This is a genomic window from Tianweitania aestuarii (assembly GCF_018457165.1).
Lineage (GTDB): Bacteria > Pseudomonadota > Alphaproteobacteria > Rhizobiales > Rhizobiaceae > Tianweitania > Tianweitania aestuarii.
The window spans coordinates 255,884-273,180 of the sequence record NZ_JAFMNX010000003.1 but is presented as its reverse complement, the minus strand read 5'-3'; the positions used below and the strand labels follow the sequence as shown (position 1 = coordinate 273,180).

General features: G+C 61.0%; 17 protein-coding genes and 1 tRNA gene. 9 read left to right on the top strand and 9 right to left on the bottom strand.

Translation table 11 applies throughout. The annotated features are described in order from the left end of the window. Positions 1–203 precede the first annotated feature (203 nt). From JYU29_RS13135 to JYU29_RS13125, 3 genes are read left to right on the top strand one after another with little or no spacing between them, the layout of a single operon-like run. Complete coding sequence (locus tag JYU29_RS13135; protein ID WP_250157438.1) at positions 204–764, top strand: CDP-alcohol phosphatidyltransferase family protein; 561 nt, start codon at positions 204–206, stop codon at positions 762–764. Then, a complete protein-coding gene (locus JYU29_RS13130; RefSeq protein ID WP_213985266.1) occupies positions 761–1,372 on the top strand; it encodes a lysophospholipid acyltransferase family protein in 612 nt (203 codons plus the stop codon). Before JYU29_RS13135 ends, JYU29_RS13130 begins: the two co-directional genes overlap by 4 nt. Next, entirely contained in the window at positions 1,372–2,310 is a 939-nt protein-coding gene (locus JYU29_RS13125) for a phosphatidate cytidylyltransferase (RefSeq protein WP_213985265.1), read from the top strand. The genes JYU29_RS13130 and JYU29_RS13125 overlap by 1 nt, the downstream gene beginning before the upstream one ends. A gap of 58 nt (positions 2,311–2,368) precedes the next feature. Here JYU29_RS13125 and JYU29_RS13120 read toward each other — a convergent pair whose 3' ends face one another. From JYU29_RS13120 to JYU29_RS13105, 4 genes are all read right to left on the bottom strand, one after another. Further along, complete coding sequence (locus JYU29_RS13120; protein WP_213985264.1) at positions 2,369–3,589, bottom strand: MFS transporter; 1,221 nt, start codon at positions 3,587–3,589, stop codon at positions 2,369–2,371. A gap of 106 nt (positions 3,590–3,695) precedes the next feature. Then, positions 3,696–4,904, bottom strand: coding sequence for an amidohydrolase (locus JYU29_RS13115; protein ID WP_213985263.1), 1,209 nt, complete (start codon positions 4,902–4,904; stop codon positions 3,696–3,698). 77 nt (positions 4,905–4,981) lie between these two features. Next, positions 4,982–5,560: a MarR family winged helix-turn-helix transcriptional regulator gene (locus JYU29_RS13110; protein ID WP_213985262.1), complete on the bottom strand. Its 579-nt coding sequence runs from the start codon at positions 5,558–5,560 to the stop codon at positions 4,982–4,984. A 52-nt stretch (positions 5,561–5,612) separates the two neighbouring features. Further along, positions 5,613–5,687: transfer RNA gene (locus tag JYU29_RS13105), tRNA-Gly, on the bottom strand. Positions 5,688–5,828: 141 nt separating this feature from the next. Here JYU29_RS13105 and JYU29_RS13100 point away from each other — a divergent pair. From JYU29_RS13100 to JYU29_RS13085, 4 genes are all read left to right on the top strand, one after another. After that, on the top strand, positions 5,829–6,326 hold the full coding sequence (locus tag JYU29_RS13100; protein ID WP_213985261.1) for a prolyl-tRNA synthetase associated domain-containing protein: 498 nt from the start codon (positions 5,829–5,831) through the stop codon (positions 6,324–6,326). A gap of 58 nt (positions 6,327–6,384) precedes the next feature. Beyond that, the gene (trxA, locus tag JYU29_RS13095) at positions 6,385–7,350 is read left to right on the top strand and encodes a thioredoxin (protein ID WP_213985260.1); all 966 of its coding nucleotides are present in this window, start codon (positions 6,385–6,387) and stop codon (positions 7,348–7,350) included. Between the two features lie 75 nt (positions 7,351–7,425). Beyond that, complete coding sequence (locus tag JYU29_RS13090; protein ID WP_213985577.1) at positions 7,426–8,097, top strand: LON peptidase substrate-binding domain-containing protein; 672 nt, start codon at positions 7,426–7,428, stop codon at positions 8,095–8,097. Between the two features lie 84 nt (positions 8,098–8,181). Beyond that, positions 8,182–8,340, top strand: a complete 159-nt coding sequence (locus JYU29_RS13085) for a Trm112 family protein (RefSeq protein WP_431192867.1) — start codon at positions 8,182–8,184, stop codon at positions 8,338–8,340. Positions 8,341–8,347: 7 nt separating this feature from the next. Here the strand turns inward: JYU29_RS13085 and JYU29_RS13080 are convergent, their stop codons facing one another. From JYU29_RS13080 to JYU29_RS18375, 3 genes are read right to left on the bottom strand one after another with little or no spacing between them, the layout of a single operon-like run. After that, the gene (locus JYU29_RS13080) at positions 8,348–11,716 is read right to left on the bottom strand and encodes an error-prone DNA polymerase (protein WP_213985258.1); all 3,369 of its coding nucleotides are present in this window, start codon (positions 11,714–11,716) and stop codon (positions 8,348–8,350) included. 2 nt (positions 11,717–11,718) lie between these two features. Beyond that, positions 11,719–13,284: a Y-family DNA polymerase gene (locus JYU29_RS13075; protein WP_347879909.1), complete on the bottom strand. Its 1,566-nt coding sequence runs from the start codon at positions 13,282–13,284 to the stop codon at positions 11,719–11,721. Next, complete coding sequence (locus tag JYU29_RS18375) at positions 13,277–14,263, bottom strand: ImuA family protein (protein ID WP_250157435.1); 987 nt, start codon at positions 14,261–14,263, stop codon at positions 13,277–13,279. Before JYU29_RS18375 ends, JYU29_RS13075 begins: the two co-directional genes overlap by 8 nt. A gap of 180 nt (positions 14,264–14,443) precedes the next feature. Here JYU29_RS18375 and JYU29_RS13070 point away from each other — a divergent pair, with 180 nt between their 5' ends. Further along, entirely contained in the window at positions 14,444–14,866 is a 423-nt protein-coding gene (locus JYU29_RS13070) for a metallopeptidase family protein (RefSeq protein WP_213985256.1), read from the top strand. Positions 14,867–14,869: 3 nt separating this feature from the next. Here the strand turns inward: JYU29_RS13070 and JYU29_RS13065 are convergent, their stop codons facing one another. Further along, positions 14,870–15,076 (bottom strand): DUF1737 domain-containing protein, encoded by a 207-nt coding sequence (locus JYU29_RS13065; RefSeq protein ID WP_213985255.1) that lies wholly within the window; start codon positions 15,074–15,076, stop codon positions 14,870–14,872. A 10-nt stretch (positions 15,077–15,086) separates the two neighbouring features. Then, positions 15,087–15,947: an HpcH/HpaI aldolase/citrate lyase family protein gene (locus JYU29_RS13060; RefSeq protein WP_431192861.1), complete on the bottom strand. Its 861-nt coding sequence runs from the start codon at positions 15,945–15,947 to the stop codon at positions 15,087–15,089. Positions 15,948–16,078: 131 nt separating this feature from the next. Between JYU29_RS13060 and JYU29_RS13055 the strand changes: the two genes are divergently transcribed. Further along, on the top strand, positions 16,079–17,248 hold the full coding sequence (locus JYU29_RS13055; protein ID WP_213985254.1) for an NAD(P)/FAD-dependent oxidoreductase: 1,170 nt from the start codon (positions 16,079–16,081) through the stop codon (positions 17,246–17,248). The last annotated feature ends 49 nt before the right edge of the window (positions 17,249–17,297 follow it).

The following is a 17,297-nucleotide window of genomic DNA, read 5'->3' as shown; positions in this document are numbered from 1 at the left end:
CCCGGCATGTCACGCGGTGAGGACACTACCCGCACGACTTGCCGCTGCGGCATCGACACTGGTTTTCGCCATTGAACCCGGCTATCGGGTGAGCCGAGGCTCATATGGGGGACGCGATGCCGGAACGAGGGAACGAGCAGGCTACGGCTGATCGCCGGCCTTTAGCGTCGCGGAGCACCGGGTGGGCACAGGGGCTGGCGAGATTGCTTCTCAGGACATCGGCCACGCCGAATGCCGTGTCAGCCACGGGCATTGTTTTCGCGGCCCTCGGTGGGCTCGCCTTCGCCTATGGTCCTCTTCACCCCTGGCTGTTCCTTATGGGAGCGCTGATGGTGCAACTGCGCTTGTTGTGCAATCTGCTCGACGGCATGGTGGCAGTGGAAGGTGGTCGTGGGTCGCCCACGGGCGCCTTGTTCAATGAGATCCCCGATCGCTTCGAAGACAGTTTCCTGCTTATCGGCTTCGGCTATGGTGCCGGTCTTCCGGAACTCGGATATGTCGCCGCCATTCTCGCTGTGATGACCGCCTATCTTCGTGCATTCGGCGCGTCTCTGGGGTTTGGACAGGATTTTCGCGGCCCGATGGCCAAGCCGCAGCGCATGGCCGCGTTGACGATCGGCGGTGTGCTGGCTTTCCTGGAAGTCGTGCTGCTGCACACGCTTTACAGCCCGATCATCGTCCTGGCCGTAGTCATCGCCGGCACGGCATGGACCTGTGCACGCCGCATCGGTGGCATGAGCGCGCGTTTGAAGGACCGGGCATGATCGACCACATCCTGATCGGACTGGCCCGCTTTCTTGTTGGCGGGCGACCGGAATGGCTCGGCACGCAGCCATCCCTTCGGCAGCGCATCTACTTTGCCAACCATGGCAGCCATCTCGATACGATCCTGCTTTGGGCAGCAATTCCGACGCGCCTGCGCCCGACGACGCATCCTGTTGCGGCGGCAGACTATTGGGGCAAGGGGCGTTTGCGCCGCGCTGTGGCGCTTGATCTCCTGAACGCTGTATTGGTTGACCGGAGCGGCGGCGGGCCCGCATCCGGCCAGGATCCGCTTGCGCCACTGGAAGACACTCTGCAATCCGGGCACTCGCTGATCATCTTTCCGGAAGGGACCCGTGGCGGCGAGAAACTGCCTGCAGCGTTCAAGTCGGGCCTGTTTCGATTGGCCACGCGTTTCCCGCAGGTCGAGCTCGTGCCGGTTTATCTTGAAAACATGTCACGCGCGTTTCCGCGCGGTGCCTTTTTGCCGGTTCCGATTTCCTGCCATGTGCGCTTCGGCACACCACTCTTCATCAAGGCCGGCGAAACGAAGGAAGCGTTTCTGGAGCGTGCGCGTGAGGCCATCGTCGCGCTGGCGGAGGTGAACTGATGGATCCGACGCTGGTCACCCTTTTTATCGGGCTCATCGCTGTTCTCACCACCGCAACCCTGATCGGTCAGATCCTCGGCCGTCGCGCCCAAAGCACCGAAGCGCGCGCAACGGTCGACAACCTCAATGCACGGATACGGGCGTGGTGGCTGATGGTCGCGATCTTTGCCGTCGCCTTTGTTTTCGGTAAGGGCATCACGCTCGTGCTGTTTGCGCTGACCTCGTTCTACTGCTTGCGTGAGTTTATCTCGCTGACGCCCACCAAGGCGGGCGATCACAGCGCGCTTGCCTTTGCCTTCTATGTTTTTCTGCCGCTGCAATATCTGCTCATCGCGATCGACTGGCAGTCGCTGTTTTCGATCGCCATTCCCGTTTATGCCTTTTTGCTGCTGCCGGTTCTGGCCGTGCTTCGCCACGACACCGACGACTTCCTGGCTCGAACGGCCAAGCTTCAATGGGCCCTGCTGCTGACGGTGTATTGCATCAGTCACGCACCGGCTTTGCTGCTGCTGCGTATCCCCGGCTTCGAAAACAAGGGCGTGCTCTTGTTGTTCTTCCTGGTGACCGTGGTCCAGGCCAGTGATGTGCTGCAATACATCTTTGGCAAGCTGTTCGGCCGACACAAAATCGCACCCGTAGTCAGCCCCAATAAGACGTGGGAGGGCTTTGTCGGCGGCGGCCTGGCTGCCACCTTGCTGGGTGCCGGCCTATTCTGGATCACGCCTTTTACGCCGCTGCAGGCAGCCGGCATGGCATTGGCGATCGTGCTGGCCGGCTTCTGCGGCGGGCTCGTTCTGTCAGCTGTGAAACGTTCGATGGGCGCCAAGGATTGGGGCCGTATGATCGAAGGCCATGGCGGCGCGCTCGACCGCATGGACTCCGTCACCTACGCAGCGCCGCTGTTCTTCCATCTGGTGAACTACTACTTCGCGGTCTGATCTGACGTGTGCCCATCAAGATCATGCCGACACACGCCGGCACGATCTTGATGGAGCATCAGCGATGCCCGGTGCGCCTAATTGAGATCAGCGTCACCAGGCTGATTGCCGCGGCACAGGCCAGATAGATGGCCGGCGCCAGGTTAGAGCCCGTCAGCTCGATCATCCAGGCAATGATGAACGGTGCAAAGCCGCCGAAGATCGCCACAGCGAAACTATAGCTCATCGACAAGCCGGCACCACGCGAACGGGTCGGAAACAACTCCGCCATCATCGCAGCCAGTGGGCCGGAATAAGCCGCCATGGCCACCGCAAGCCCTGCCAGAACCAGCTGGAAGCTGAAGGCAGAGATATGTCCGTTGAGGTAGATGAAGGCAGGGATGATGCCCACCAGAATGGCCAGCGAAGCAAGGAGCATCGTGGGTGTTCGGCCGATCCGGTCAGAAAAGGCTCCGAACACAGGCGTCAAGGCGACCTGGATGAAACCCATGATCAACGTGCCCGTGAACCCGGCGGCGGCAGGCAAGCCAAGCTGACGGACCGCATAGGCCGGCAGGAAGAGGAGGGTATACGCCATCGTGGTCAGAAGAACCACGAGCCCGAACGAAAGCAGGAGATTGCGTCTTTGCGTGGAAACGGTGCCGGAAAGGGTGCCCGTCTCGCCTTGCTCGCTCAAATCCACGAATTCTTCCGATTCGCGCATGTTGCGGCGAATGTAGATCGCGACGGGGCCGATCAGGAGCCCGAAGATGAAGGGCAGGCGCCAGCCCCAGTTTTCAAGCTGCTCGGGCGTCAGGCCGGTGCTCAGATAAACACCGAAGGCGGAAGCGAAGATCGTCACCAAACCCTGCGATGCAAACTGCCAGCTCGAATATAGACCGCGCTTCTTCGGGTTCATTTCCGACAGGAATGCGGTCGCCGAGCCGAACTCACCGCCAGCCGAAAAGCCCTGCACGAGACGCGCCAGAACCAGGATTACGGACCCGAGCAGGCCAGCTTGAGCATAGGTCGGCGCAACCGCAACCGCGAGCGTGCCGATCAGCATCAGGGTGATGGACAGGGTCAGCGCCTTCTTGCGCCCGGCGCGATCGGCATAGGCCCCGATCACCACGGACCCCAGCGGCCGCATGATGAAGGCGACGCCAAAGGTGGCGAGCGTCAGAAGAAGCGAATAAACGTCATTCCCGGTCGGAAAGAACAGTTTCGCAATCGTTGCGGCCAGAAAGCCGTACACAGCGAGGTCGAACCATTCCAGCGCATTGCCGATGGAAATGGCCACGATTGTTTTTATCGTTTTTCCCCGGCTGACATGTCCGTCCGGCCGAGCAGGAGAGTGCGTCGTCATCTTTGTACCCCTCGTTTGTCTTTGACCGTGTGAGCTCGATTCACCCGTCGATCTTGCCTTGGTCCAAGGCAAGTCGCGCGATCTCCGCGTAAAGCATCACGCCTGTCGGCAGGACGTCATCATTGAAGTCGTAGGACGGATGATGCAGGCCGTGTTCACCACCTTGGCCCAGCCAGAAATAACAGCCAGGCACTTTCTGCAGCAGGAACGAAAAGTCTTCGCTGGTCATGGCCGGCCGCAACCCGGTGGCGGATGTTTCAACCTTCAGGCCGATGTTTCTCGCGGCCGTTTCGACGAGCTCGGCAGCCGAGGCGTTGCTCGACGTGACGGGATAGAAGTCCGTCAGCGTGACGTCGGCCTCGACGCCCCAGCTGCGGGCTATGCCTTCGATCAAGGATGGCAGTTCCGTGCGGATGATGTTCGCCGCTACGTCGTCCAGAATACGGATGGTGCCGTCGAAGTGCACCTGATCCGGTATCACGTTCATGGCTTCACCCCCCGTAAAGCGTGTAATGGTCAGAACCGCCGGGCTGAAGGGCGGAAGCCGGCGCGCCATGAACACATGCATCTGGTTGAGGATCTGGACAGCGATGTTGAGCTGATCTGTGCAGGCATAAGGGGTGGCGCCGTGTCCGCCTTGTCCTCGTACAGTCACCTCGATCATCTGCCCACCCGCCATGATGGGGCCGGGCATCACGCCCACGGTTCCTGCTGGCAGGTCGGGCCAATTGTGCAAGGAGAAGATCCGGTCCATCGGAAAAGCCTCGAGCAGCCCGTCTTCGATCATCCGACGCGCACCTGCACCACCTTCTTCCGCCGGCTGGAAGATGAAGCGCACCGTGCCTGCAAAGTCGCGGTTCTGCGAAAGCCAGGCAGCCAAACCGAGCAGCATGGTCATATGACCATCATGGCCGCAGCCATGCTTCTTGCCTTGAACGAGCGAGCGATGCGCGAAGTCGTTCTGTTCCGTTAAAGGCAGTGCATCCAGTTCCGCACGAAAGCCGATCACCGGCGCTTGCCCTGCATCCCGGCTGCCGGACCCGGTCAACGTTGCCACGATGCCCGTTCCCCCCAATCCCCGCTCGTAGGGAATTGCCAGTGCATCCAAAGCGGCAGCGATGAAGTCAGCCGTTTGATGCTCTTCGTAGCAAAGCTCGGGATTCTGGTGGATGTGGTGGCGGATCGATCGCAGCGATTGCCCGTTGATGAGGAGAGCATCGGCGGCGTGCTGCGAGGGTGAGGGCGGCATGGAAAACATCTCCAACTGAAATGCTTACCATAAGTAAGTAATCGGCCAGGCGGCAAGAGCCGACTTCCTGATTTGCGCTAGGTGCTCGACGGTCGGCTGATATGCCTGAGCAAGCGGAAAAGCTCCTGCTGTTCTTCTGTGGTGAGCCCTTCCAGCAGCCGGCGATCCTGCTGGTTTGAAAGCCTCTTCATCCGCTCTGCTTCGAGGTGCCCGCTTTCTGTTGCACGATAGAGCGTGAGGCGGCGATCATGTTCCGCGTTGCGACGCGTGACATGACCCTTGGTGTGCAAGGCGTTCAGCAGACGCTGCGTAGCGGGCATTTCGATGCCAATGGCGCGTGCAAGCGCCTGCAAGGAGCGATCCGGGTTGTAGCAGACAATCAGAAGTGCGGTGACTTCGGCGCGCGTAAAACCGTTTTCCCGAAGAACGGGAAGCACCAATTGATCGGACGCCCTTGCCGACAATCGCAAGAGATAGCCGAGGATTTCAGGGAGTTCCCCGAGGTCCAGAGTGCCGTCTGGCGCAGGCGATTGTCTCATTTGTTCGGCTTCGATCCGGCTCCAGGGCTCGCCATGAGATGACGTGTCACTGCAGGCGTCAATGGCGGAGACTTCAACAAAACGGAAGCACGCTGGCAACTCAGAGCCGAACAACAAAAAAGCCGCCCGAAGGCGACTTTTTGAATGCTTGAACTTCCCTAAGGAAGATTGGAGCGGGTGAGGCGATTCGAACGCCCGACCCCAACCTTGGCAAGGTTGTGCTCTACCCCTGAGCTACACCCGCTCACACGGCAACGCCGCAAGCCGCGCCTATATGGCCGAAAGCTTTTTCGATTGCAACAGGAATTTCGCATGCTTGCGCACGGTTTCTGCTGCCTTTACGGAACGTTGCTGACGCACCGGTTTGGAAAGCATGGGAGAGCGAATGCGTGTGAATCGAGACGGATTGCTGGCGAAGCTCGACCAGCTCGGCATCCAGACCAGCACGGTTGATCACCCGCCGCTGCATACGGTGGAAGAATCACAGCATCTGCGTGGCGACATTCCCGGTGCGCATACGAAGAACCTCTTCGTGAAAGACCGCAAGGATCGGTACTTCCTGCTGGTGGTGGAAGAAATGGCGACGGTCGATCTCAAGACCGTTCACCAGTTGATCGGCGCATCGGGCAAGGTCTCGTTCGGAAAGCCGGAAGCGCTGCTGGAACTCCTGGGCGTCGTGCCAGGCGCGGTTTGTGTGTTCGGTGCGATCAACGATGACAACAACAAGGTGACGGTGGTGCTCGACAGCAGCTTAATGGAAAGCACGATCATCAACGCTCATCCGCTGACCAACGAAGCCACGACATCGATCGGAAAGAACGATCTCCTGGCGTTTCTTGCAGCCGTCGATCATCCGCCTCTTGTCTTGAAAATCACCGGCTGATTGCTCACATCTTGAGCCAACCGAACGATATGAATGCTGACGCCCGGAAGGATGTTTCATGAGCGATAAAGCCGGCAATCCCTATGCAACCGAAGGGCAGTCCTACCAGACCGCAGTGACCTTGGGTGGCGATCTCAATGCCGGTGGCGGTGCAGGTGGCGATCTCATCAAGGATACGACGACGTCCGGCTTTTCGGCCGATGTGATCCAGGCCTCGCGCGCACAGCCGGTGCTGGTCGACTTCTGGGCACCATGGTGCGGACCGTGCAAGCAGCTGACGCCGGTTCTGGAACGCGTGGTTCAGGCCGCGCGCGGTGCGGTGAAGCTCGTGAAGATGAACATCGACGAACATCCGTCGATCGCGGGCCAGCTCGGCATCCAGTCCATTCCTGCCGTGATCGCGTTCAAGAACGGTCAGCCGGTGGATGGGTTCATGGGTGCGGTGCCCGAAACCCAGATCAAGGCTTTTATCGACAAGCTGACGGCAGACATGGCCGGTGGAACGGCCGATCTCCTGACCCAAGCGGAAGAAGCAAAGACGCGCGGTGAGGCAGCCCTTGCAGCCGATCTTTACGCCGCTGTGCTCGACGAAGATGAAGCCAATGTCGATGCGCTGGCCGGACTGGCAAACCTGTATTTCGATGTCGGACAGGTGGATGCCGCGCGCGAACTTCTCGAGCGTGTTCCGCAGGATAAGGCCGGCCATGTCGGTGTTGCCGCTTTGCACGCCAAATTCGCTCTGGCAGACCAGATCGCCGAGCTTGGCGATGAAAACGAGCTGCAGCGTCGGCTCGATTCCGATCCGGCCGATCATGCCGCCCGTTTCGATCTGGCTTTGATCGCCAATGCACGCGGCAACCGCGACGAGGCAGCCGATCAGCTGCTGGCAATCATGAAAGCGGACCGGGAATGGCGCGAAGATGGCGCGCGTCAGCAGTTGCTCAAGTTCTTTGAAGCATGGGGCATGACCGACCGTGCGACGCTTTCGGCACGCCGCAAGCTTTCGGGTCTCCTTTTTCGTTGATCGGCAGCCTGCACAAACGGTCTTGAGAAACCGAACGGACGCTCCACATCATGGGGCAGGCGTGAGGAGATGTTTGTGCAGGCCGGCAATGCCCATTACCGCACCGCTGAAGATATACCTTCGGTGGTCCCGATTTTTCCGCTGTCGGCAGCCTTGCTGCTGCCTGGCGGACGCATGCCGCTGAACATTTTCGAGCCGCGCTATCTCAAACTGATCGATGCGGCGTGTCGGGGTGATCGGCTGATCGGCATGATCCAGCCAAGCCTCGACGGCGGAACGCTTGCCAATGGCGAGCCGAGCTTGTGCGCCGTCGGTTGCCTTGGACGGCTCGTGTCTTTGGCCGAAACGGGTGACGGTCGTTACCTGATCGGCTTGCAGGGCATCTGCCGCTTTCGTGTAGCGGAAGAGATCGAGCACAAGGCAGCCTATCGCATGTGCCGCATCGCGCCTTTCGTCGGCGACCTCAACGAGGAGGCCGGCAGTGGTGAGATCGACCGGCCGGCTTTGTTGAAGACACTGAAAGCCTATCTCGAAGTCAACGAGCTCGATGCCGATTGGGAAGGCGTCAGCCGGGCAGAAAACGCGACGCTGGTGAATGCGCTGTCCATGATGTCCCCGTACGGCGCGGCTGAAAAGCAGGCGCTGCTGGAGGCGCCGGATCTGCGTACGCGCGCCGATACGCTGATCGCGATCACCGAAATGGCCTTGGCCCGCTCCCAGGACAGTTTCGGCTCAGGTCTGCAATGAGCCGTCTGCGAGTTTCTCGCCATGGGTGACGAGCTGGAGCAGAGCCCCTCGTCGCCGCGTCGTGTCGCCAAGCTGGATGTTCGCATGCTCGAGCTTCTGGCTTGCCCGGTGACCAAGGGCTTGCTGCGCTATGATGCCGAGCATGAAGAACTGATTTCGCCCGGTGCGAGGCTGGCTTATCCGGTGCGCGATGGCATTCCGATCCTGCTCCAATCGGAAGCGCGTGTGATCGAGCTCGATTGAACGCTTCTCATTGAAAGTTGCGGCCGCGTGGCATGACCTTTGCCGAGCGCTTGGCAAGTTCCTCGATGTCATCCTTGAACTCCGGCATGTCCCGCATGAGTTTGGCGACACGCTTTTCGGAATAAGGACCGTTGGCGCTTTGCGGCAGGGGGCGGCGCACATGGTCCGCACTGGCGAGGCTGTCGATGGTGGGGCCGTGTTCCGACAGGTCGGCCAAGCGCGGTGTCAGATCTTCCAGCCTGTGCGCCACCACATGGATGACCTCGCCCTGGTGCTGCAGCTTGCCGGACACACGCACCAGACGCGCGCCAAGCACGATCGGGCGGAAGGTTTCGAAGACCTTTTGCCATATGATGATGTTGGCGAGACCCGTTTCATCTTCCATCGACATGAAGATGACGCCCTTGGCCGAACCAGGGCGCTGACGCACCAGAACCAAACCGGCAACGGACACGAAACGGCCGTTCCTTGTATTGGCCAGATCGGCGCAAGCCAGCGTGCGTTCGCGCATCAGGGGACCGCGCAGGAAGCTGACCGGATGCGCCTTCAGGGACAGGGTCAGCGTGCGGTAATCATGAATGACATGCTCGCCCAGCGGCATTGCGGGCAGGTGGGTTTCCGGCTCGAAATCGCGCAGCTTGGTGTTTGCCTGCGTAAATAAGGGCAGGGTTTCGGGAGCGGCCTTGGCGTCGAGGGCGCGTGCAGCCCATAAAGCAGCGCGCCGATCGAGGCCGAGCGAGCGAAACGCATCGGCTTCCGCCAGGCGCACGATCGTGGATGCAGGCAAACCGCTGCGCAGCCACAGATCGCGCACCGAATCGTAGCCGGTGCCGCGCCGGATAACCAACTGCTCCAGTTCCTTGATCTTCAGGCCTTTGACCTGCCGGAAGCCGAGCCGCACGGCATGATGGCTGCGGATCACGTTCTTCATGGAGCGATGGCGTGGAGCGATCCGCTCAGGCTCGAAGCGCACCTCTTCCAGGGTACAATCCCAGTCGGAATGGTTGATGTCGACTTCGCGGATCTCCACGCCATGCTCGCGCGCGTCGCGCACGAGCTGCGCCGGAGCATAGAAGCCCATCGGCTGAGCGTTCAGGATCGCAGCGCAGAAGACGTCGGGATAAAAGGTCTTGAACCAGCAGGATGCATAAACCAGCAGGGCAAAGGACGCGGCATGGCTTTCGGGAAAGCCGTATTCGCCGAAGCCTTCGATCTGCCGGAAACAGCGCTCGGCGAAATCGCGCGGGTATCCGTTCTTGACCATGCCGTCGATCAGTTCGTGTTCCAGCTGCGAAATGATGCCGACGCGCCGGAAGGTCGCCATGGCGCGGCGCATCTTGTCGGCCTTGTCCGGCTTGAAGCCACCGCATTCGATGGCAATCCGCATGGCCTGTTCCTGGAAAAGCGGCACGCCGAGCGTTTTGCCGAGGATCGCTTCCAGCTGGGGCTTGATATAGGTGGGCTCTTCCAGCCCTTCGCGGCGCCTGAGATAGGGATGCACCATGTCGCCCTGGATGGGACCGGGGCGCACGATGGCGACCTCGATCACGAGATCATAGAAGCGACGCGGTTTCAGTCGCGGCAGCATGGACATCTGCGCACGGCTTTCAATCTGGAACACGCCCGTTGTGTCGGCGCGGCAGATCATGTCGTAGACGTCGTCTTCCCCTTCGGGGATGCTTGCGAGCGAGGTGGCTTTTTCGTCTGGGTAATGCTGCGCTGTCAGATCAAAGCAGCGCTTCAAACAAGACAGCATGCCGAGAGCGAGAATATCGACCTTGAACAGGCCGACGGAGTCGAGATCGTCCTTGTCCCATTCGATCATCTTGCGTTCAGGCATGGCCGTTTTCATGATCGGCACGATCTCGTCGAGCCGGTCACGCGTGATCACGAAGCCGCCGACATGCTGGCTGAGATGGCGGGGAAAGCCCTGGATCGCATTGGCATAGTCGAAGAAGCGCCGGGTCAGCGGATCGCGCATCGCAAGGCCGGCCGAAGCGGCTTCGCGTGCGCCGAGCGAAGTATCGCCCCATTTCCAGGTCGATGCCGAAAGGGCGCTGATCGTGTCTTCCGACAGGCCCAGCGCCTTGCCGACTTCGCGCATGGCCGAGCGTGAGCGATAGGAAATCACCGCTGCCGCAAGGGCCGTGTTTCGGAAGCTGTATTTCTCGTAGATGAAGGCGATGACTTCGTCGCGGCGCTGGTGCTCGAAATCGACGTCGATATCCGGCGGCTCGCCGCGCTCTTTCGAGATGAAGCGCTCGAACAGCGTTTCCATGCGATCCGGGCCGATATCGGTGATGCGCAGACAGTAGCAGATCAGGGAATTGGCGGCCGAACCGCGCCCCTGGCACAGGATGCCGATCTTGCGCGCATGACGAACGATGTCGTTGACCGTCAGGAAGTAGCCGGCATAGCCAAGCTCCCCAACCAGAGCGAGCTCCTTTTTCAGGATTTCGACGGTCTTTTCGCTCAACCCATCGGGGAAACGCACCCGCGCCCCTTCCCAGGTCAGCCGCTCCAGCTCTTCCTGCGCCGTTGCGCCATCGCGCGTGGGCTCATTGGGATAGTTGTGTTTGAGTTCGCTCAGCGAAAAACGCAGCGTGGCGGCAAAGCGCTGTGTTTCAAGCAGGGCTTGCGGAACGCTGGCGAAAAGCCGCGCCATTTGCGCCGGAGATTTCAGGTAGCGCTCGGCATTGGCCTGACGCTCCAACCCGATCTCGCTCACCGGCTTGTTGAGGCGGATCGCGGTGACCACATCCTGCATCTCGCGGAACTCGGGGCGGTGATACAAGACATCGTTCACGGCCATCAGCGGCAGGCCGGAATGGCGGGTAAGCGCCGTCATCTGTGCAAGACGAAAGCGATGATCGCCATGGTAGGTCGGTGCCATTGCAAGCCAGACCGAGCGGCGAAAGCGCTGGCGAAGCTCTTCAAGAAAGGGGAGCGTCTGCGCCGCATCGCCATGAGGATCAGCCAGAACTGCAAGCGAGATGTCCTCGCCCCATTCGAGAAGGTCGGCGCGATAAACGTGCGATGCGCCTTTTTCGCTTTCCTCGCGCAGATTGGCCTGGCTCAAGAGCCGGCAAAGATTGCCCCATCCCTTTCGGTTCTGCGGATAGGCCAGCACATCCGGTGTGCCGTCACAGAAAACGAGCCGGCTGCCGGGATGAAACGCAGCATCGTTGGTTTTCGCCATGTTCCAGCCGCGCACCACGCCGGCCACCGTGTTGCGGTCCGCGATGCCAACCGCGGTGTAGCCGAGTTCCAGCGCCCCGCCGACCATCTGCTCGGGCGAAGCGGCGCCATGCAGAAAGGAGAAGTTCGATTGCACGGCGAACTCGGCATAGGCGGGTGCCTGGATCTGGCCGGACATGGTTACGCAAAGATCCCGTGCATGTACCAGCGCGGCATGGGTGGAGGCGCTGCGGGCAGGCTGTCGTCATCCTCATCCTTTGCCGGATTGGGATCTTCGGCCTTGATCGATTTGCCGGTTCGACGGCGTTCTTCTTCCTCCATCTTTTCCTTCATCAAGGGCGCAAGTCTCGGCTCGCCTTCATAAAGCCCTTGGCGAAACAGCCAGTAGCGATGGCCTTCGCCATCCTCGACGCGGAAATAATCGCGTGTTTCGCCTTTCTCGTCGTGCCACCATTCGGGTATCATCCGCTCCGGTCCTTCGGCGCGAACAATGCGGTGATGCATGCGCCGCCAGCGGAAATGGGCAGGCGGACCTTCAGGCACTTCCGCCGTGACATCCACGGGCTCGGGTTGGCGCAGGAGACGCAAGGGGCGCGTGAAGGTGGAGGCCGGCTGGACGTCATCTTCCTCATCCACCGGTGTTGCGGCACCCGGCGCATAGGCGATCGCGCGTTCCGGAATATGGCTCGCGATCTCCACCGGATGCACCACGACCTGGCGGCCGAGCCTCGCTTCCACCCGGTCGGCAAGAAGGGCAATGGTCTGCACCTCTTCATCGCCTTCCTTCATCAGATCGCTTTGCACTTCCGCAAAAGGCTGTGCGGTCAAAACCGACAGGCGCAGGAGATCGAAGCCATAGCCGGGATCGAGGCTTTCGCTCGTTGCGGAGAGTTTCTCGCGAAACAGGATCCGGATCAGCTTGGGATCGCGCAGCGGCCGGGCCGTGCGCACCCGTAAACGAAACACGGTGCCATCAACACGAAACAGCGCCAGCTCCAAGGCCGTCGCGCCTTCACCGCGCTGCGCTAGAGCCGGCTGAAGGGTGGTGGACAGGGTCAGAACGAGCTGCTCGATATCCTCGATCGTGCCGATCGGCTCGAAGAAGCGGCGTTCAACCGATAGGTCGGGGACCGGACGGCGCGGGGTGATGGATTCTTCCACCCGTCCCACGGCCTGGTCTATGCGCAACAGAAGCTCCTTGCCGAAACGCTTGGCGAGCGGGGCTCGCGGAGCGGCCATGACGGCACCCACCACGCGCAAGCCGACACTTTCCAGGCCGTGACGGGTATCGGGAGCAATCCGCAGGGCAGACAAGGGGAAGGGCGCCAAGGCCTGCGCTTCATCGCCTTGTTCGATGATCGCACCGGAATCGAAGCGTGCCAGAGCATAAGCGGTGCCCGGCGTCGCGGCGAGCCCACCGCGCACATCGAAGCCCTGTTCCCTCAGCCGGCGGCGCGCATCTTCCATCAAGGCCACTTCGCCACCGAACAGATGCGCACAGCCGGTGATGTCGAGATAAAGCCCGTCCGGCCAATCCATCGCTACCAGCGGCGTGTAGCGATCGCACCAGTCGGCCAAAGCATCGAGCAGGCGGCGGTCGCCTTCAACATCTTCCTCGACGATATCGAGATCGGGATGCATGGCGCGTGCTTCGGCAATGCCCTGGCCGATCCGCAGCTTGAGGGCTTCCGCCTTTGTATCGAGAGCGGCAATCCGCTGCGCATTGTCCTGCCGGCGGCTAACCACCAGCGGCGGCCCGTCGCTGTTCCGGCGCGAAGCCCACGACTTGCCCAGCCGCTTGCGCCAGATGCGGTCGGTAGACAGACGCGGAAACCAGAGCGCCAGGAACCGCTGGCTGTGCTTGGGCTGAAGTCTGGTTTGTTGTGCGGAGTTGGAGACGGCGTTCATGAGGGTTCCATTCCAGCGTGAAGGTGCCTGGACGTGCGGTGCGGCTTTTGGCGACTGTAAGAAGGAGCCCAGGCGGGCCGAGCGAGCCTTGCAGGGGGCCATCAAGCGTTTGCCGGGGTGCTGCGGGGGCAGGGGCCACAAGCAGCCGAACGGGTGCGGCGGTGGGCGTTTGTTCGGCTGACTGGCGCAGCAGGAACACCGGCCTGCCTGCTGCCTGCGCACGGCGATGCAGCCGGCGCGTGGCGGTGAGATCCAGCATGCGCGGATTGCCGCGCAGTTCCAGGATCACGCCGGCCAGATCCGGCAGCCGTGCCGCTTCCTCACCGATCCACAGCGTGTCGCCAAGCCTGGGCGCTTCGGCAAAAAGAAGGCGCTGCGGAGCGATGCCGAAGGTTTCACGGATACCGGCGGCATAGGGCAGGCCGCCTTCTGAAAAGGCTTCCGTCGTGCCCAGCCACAACAGCGGCAGATGCTTTTCAGGTTCGCGCTGCAGGAGCCTGGAGCCGAGCGCCAGAACAAAGGCTGCTGCCGCCCCCGCTGCACGTGCTGTGGGCGCATGGATTTCCGTCAGCGCACCCAAAGGCAAGCCGCCGCCGAGGAGCTCATCGAGCGGCTCCACATGGCTCGGCAAAACATCGCCATCGGGCAGACCGCGCCCGCTGCGCCGCATCAGGATGCCGTTAGCGGTTGCTTCCTGTTCTTTGCCGGAAGGAGCGCCTGAAGGGGCGGCCAAGCGCTCCGGCAAAACGCCCTCGATCCTGGCAATCTCGTGACGCAAGGCACAAAGCCTCTCCTGCGCCAAGGCTGATACCGCCATGACGTTCCACTCCGATCGAGTTCGTTCGTGTTATGTTCTAATAGATTCCCGACGGTGCCCTGAGAGTCAAGCGCGCAGAAGAGAATTTATTCCTGACGCTGCGGCCTCTAGGGGTGTTGATGCGAAAGTCCTCGAAAGCTCTGATTTTAAGCTCTATATGAGCCGGCCAAAGGAGACCGAATGGCTCGTCTTTATCAAACCCGGCAATGGCATGATCAGTTTTCGCCCTCGATCGAGGAGTTCGAACTGCTGGCGCTGGAAACCTATGCCCATTTGCCGGAAGATTTTCGCAAGCTGACCGGCGACATCATCATCCAGATCGCGGAATTTCCTCCCGAAGAGATCATGGACGATCTGGCGCTGGAAACGCCGTTCGACCTGCTCGGCCTTTTTGAAGGCCGCGGCATTGCCGAGCGCTGGACGCCGCAAACCGGCGAGGCACCGAACAAGATCACGCTCTATCGCCGTGCGATCCTCGATTACTGGTCGGAAAACGAGGAAACGCTGGGCGACATCGTCAGCCATGTGCTGATCCATGAAGTCGGCCACCATTTCGGTTTGTCGGACGACGACATGGAGAAAATCGAGGAAGCGGCGGAGTAGAGCCTACTGCTCGCCGAGCTTTATGTCGGGATGGTAGTCCTTCCCTTCCACATCCTTCACCACGGCCTGGCCGCAGCGCATGATGCCGCTTGCGGCATCAAAGGTCTGGGTCGGGCTGCCATAAAGCTCCCAGCCTTTGTTCAGCGCCGCTGTCACCTTGTGGCAGAAGCTCGAATCATCGGGGGCGGACAGGAAGCGGTAGAGTTTCATCGTTTCTCCTTTAATCGATACGGGCGGCGAGCAGCGCCTCGGCTTGCGCGAGATGCAGCCGCTCGATCATGCGACCATTGATCTGGATGACGCCTTGTGTCGGATCGGCGGCAAAGGCGTCAACAATGGCTTGCGCTTGCGCCACATCTTCGTCGCTCGGCGCAAAAGCGCTGTTGGCGGGATCGATCTGGGCGGGATGGATCAGCGTCTTGCCGTCGAAGCCCATATTGCTCGCTTCCCGGCATTCAACCGCAAAGGCATCGAGATCGCGAAAATTGTTGCTGACGCCGTCGAGCACCGTGAGGTTTCCAGCCCGCGCGGCCATCACCATCTGTGACAAAGCCGGCATAAGATAGCGCCGGTCCGGCGTCATGCGGATGCCGGTGTCCTTGGCGAGATCGTTGGTACCTGCGACCAGGCAGGCAAGACGCGCGGCACGGTCGCGGCCGAGCCCGGCAATCGCGCCGATATTCATCATCGCCTTCGGTGTTTCGATCATCGCCCACAAACGAATGCGCTTGGGCGCGTCACCCTCATCCAGCGCATCATCGGTTTCCAGAATATCGCGGGGCGAATCGACCTTGGGCAGGAGAATGGCGTCCGGTTTGCAGGCTCTCGCAGCCGCCAGATCGTCAACGCCCCATGGCGTCGACATCGCATTGATGCGGATGATCAAGCGCTTGTTCGGCCGCTTTTCAAAGAACCGGACTAGGCTGTTGCGCGCGGCTGCCTTCTGGTCGGGCGCGACGGCATCTTCCAGATCAAGAATGATCGCATCGGCTGGAAGATCGGGGATCTTGGCCAGCGCCTTTTCGTTGGCCGCCGGGACATAAAGCACAGAACGATGGGGATGAGCGGATGTCATACCCATTCATCGCCGGGCCTCGAAAAGGGCGCAAGAGCTTATCGGACTTTCTCCTGAGGCCAGCGACTGCAAATGCCGCTTGCGAAGGCGGCATGAACCTGATTGCGTGCGCCCGCTTTCACGGAACGAACATCCTCATGACTGGCTACGATATTCTCATTATTGGCGGCGCAATCGTCGGCAGTTCCACGGCCTATTTCTTGCGCGATCAGGGCTTCACCGGCACGATCGGCCTTGTGGAACGCGATCCGAGTTTTGCCACATCCGCCACGACCTTGTCCGCGGCATCGATCCGCCAGCAATTCTCGATTGCCGAAAATATCCGTCTGTCACGTTTCACGCTGAACCTGTTTCGCGAGCTGACCGACCGCTTTGGTGCGGATGCCGACATTGCCTTTCGCGAAAAAGGCTACCTGATCCTTGCAAGCGAAGCAGGCCTGCCGATCCTGCGGGCGAACCACGCCGTGCAGCTGGCTGAAGGCGCGGAGATCGTGCTGGAAGATGCCGAAACGCTCGCCAAGCGCTTTTCCTGGCTCTCGACCGAAGACATCGCGGGCGGTGCTTATGGGATCAGCGGCGAGGGCTGGTTCGATGCCCATGCGCTGCTCGGCCTGTTCCGCAAGGCGCTGAAGAGCATGAAGGTCGACCTCATCACGGATGCGGTGACCGGCATTGCGCGCGAAGGCGACACGATCACCGGCGTGACGCTGGAAAAAGGCGGAACGGTTTCGGCCGGTCTCGTGATCAACGCGGCCGGTCCCAACGGCGGCAAGGTTGCAGCGATGGCAGGCATCGACCTGCCCGTGGAACCACGCAAGCGCAACGTCTTCGTGTTCGAAGCGCGCGACCGGTTCGAGGACATGCCTTTGATGGTTGATCCGTCCGGCATCTATGTCAGGCCGGAAGGCCAGGTCTACATTACCGGTGGAGCGGAGAACCCGGATACGGATGGACCGGCCGATCCCCAAGATTTCGATCCGGACTGGAGCCTGTTCGAGGAGGTGATCTGGCCCGTTCTGGCCACCCGCGTCCCCGCCTTCGAGGCCATCAAGCCGACCCGCGCCTGGGCGGGGCATTACGACTACAACACGTTCGACCAGAACGCGGTCGTGGGTCCGCATCCCCAGGTCAAGAACTTCATCTTCGCCAACGGCTTTTCAGGCCACGGCCTGCAGCAGGCCGCCGCCGTCGGCAAGGCGCTGGCGGAACTGGTGACCTTCGGCCGCTACCGCAGCGTTGATTGCAGCGCCTTCGCCTATGAGCGCATCCCCGGCAACAGGCCCTTTGTGGAGCTGAACGTGATTTGAGGGCATGAAGGACTCGACAGTAGCCTGCAGTTTTTCTATTAGCTAAGTT

Bases quoted from the DNA above. Each gene is read 5' to 3' on its own strand.
- JYU29_RS18375 (WP_250157435.1), bottom strand. From the start codon at position 14,263: ATGGCGGTATCAGCCTTGGCGCAGGAGAGGCTTTGTGCCTTGCGTCAC.
- JYU29_RS13070 (WP_213985256.1), top strand. From the start codon at position 14,444: ATGGCTCGTCTTTATCAAACCCGGCAATGGCATGATCAGTTTTCGCCC.
- JYU29_RS13115 (WP_213985263.1), bottom strand. From the start codon at position 4,904: ATGCCGCCCTCACCCTCGCAGCACGCCGCCGATGCTCTCCTCATCAAC.
- JYU29_RS13055 (WP_213985254.1), top strand. From the start codon at position 16,079: ATGACTGGCTACGATATTCTCATTATTGGCGGCGCAATCGTCGGCAGT.
- JYU29_RS13130 (WP_213985266.1), top strand. From the start codon at position 761: ATGATCGACCACATCCTGATCGGACTGGCCCGCTTTCTTGTTGGCGGG.
- JYU29_RS13085 (WP_431192867.1), top strand. From the start codon at position 8,182: ATGCTCGAGCTTCTGGCTTGCCCGGTGACCAAGGGCTTGCTGCGCTAT.
- JYU29_RS13065 (WP_213985255.1), bottom strand. From the start codon at position 15,076: ATGAAACTCTACCGCTTCCTGTCCGCCCCCGATGATTCGAGCTTCTGC.
- JYU29_RS13125 (WP_213985265.1), top strand. From the start codon at position 1,372: ATGGATCCGACGCTGGTCACCCTTTTTATCGGGCTCATCGCTGTTCTC.
- JYU29_RS13080 (WP_213985258.1), bottom strand. From the start codon at position 11,716: ATGTCCGGCCAGATCCAGGCACCCGCCTATGCCGAGTTCGCCGTGCAA.
- trxA (WP_213985260.1), top strand. From the start codon at position 6,385: ATGAGCGATAAAGCCGGCAATCCCTATGCAACCGAAGGGCAGTCCTAC.
- JYU29_RS13060 (WP_431192861.1), bottom strand. From the start codon at position 15,947: ATGGGTATGACATCCGCTCATCCCCATCGTTCTGTGCTTTATGTCCCG.
- JYU29_RS13100 (WP_213985261.1), top strand. From the start codon at position 5,829: ATGCGTGTGAATCGAGACGGATTGCTGGCGAAGCTCGACCAGCTCGGC.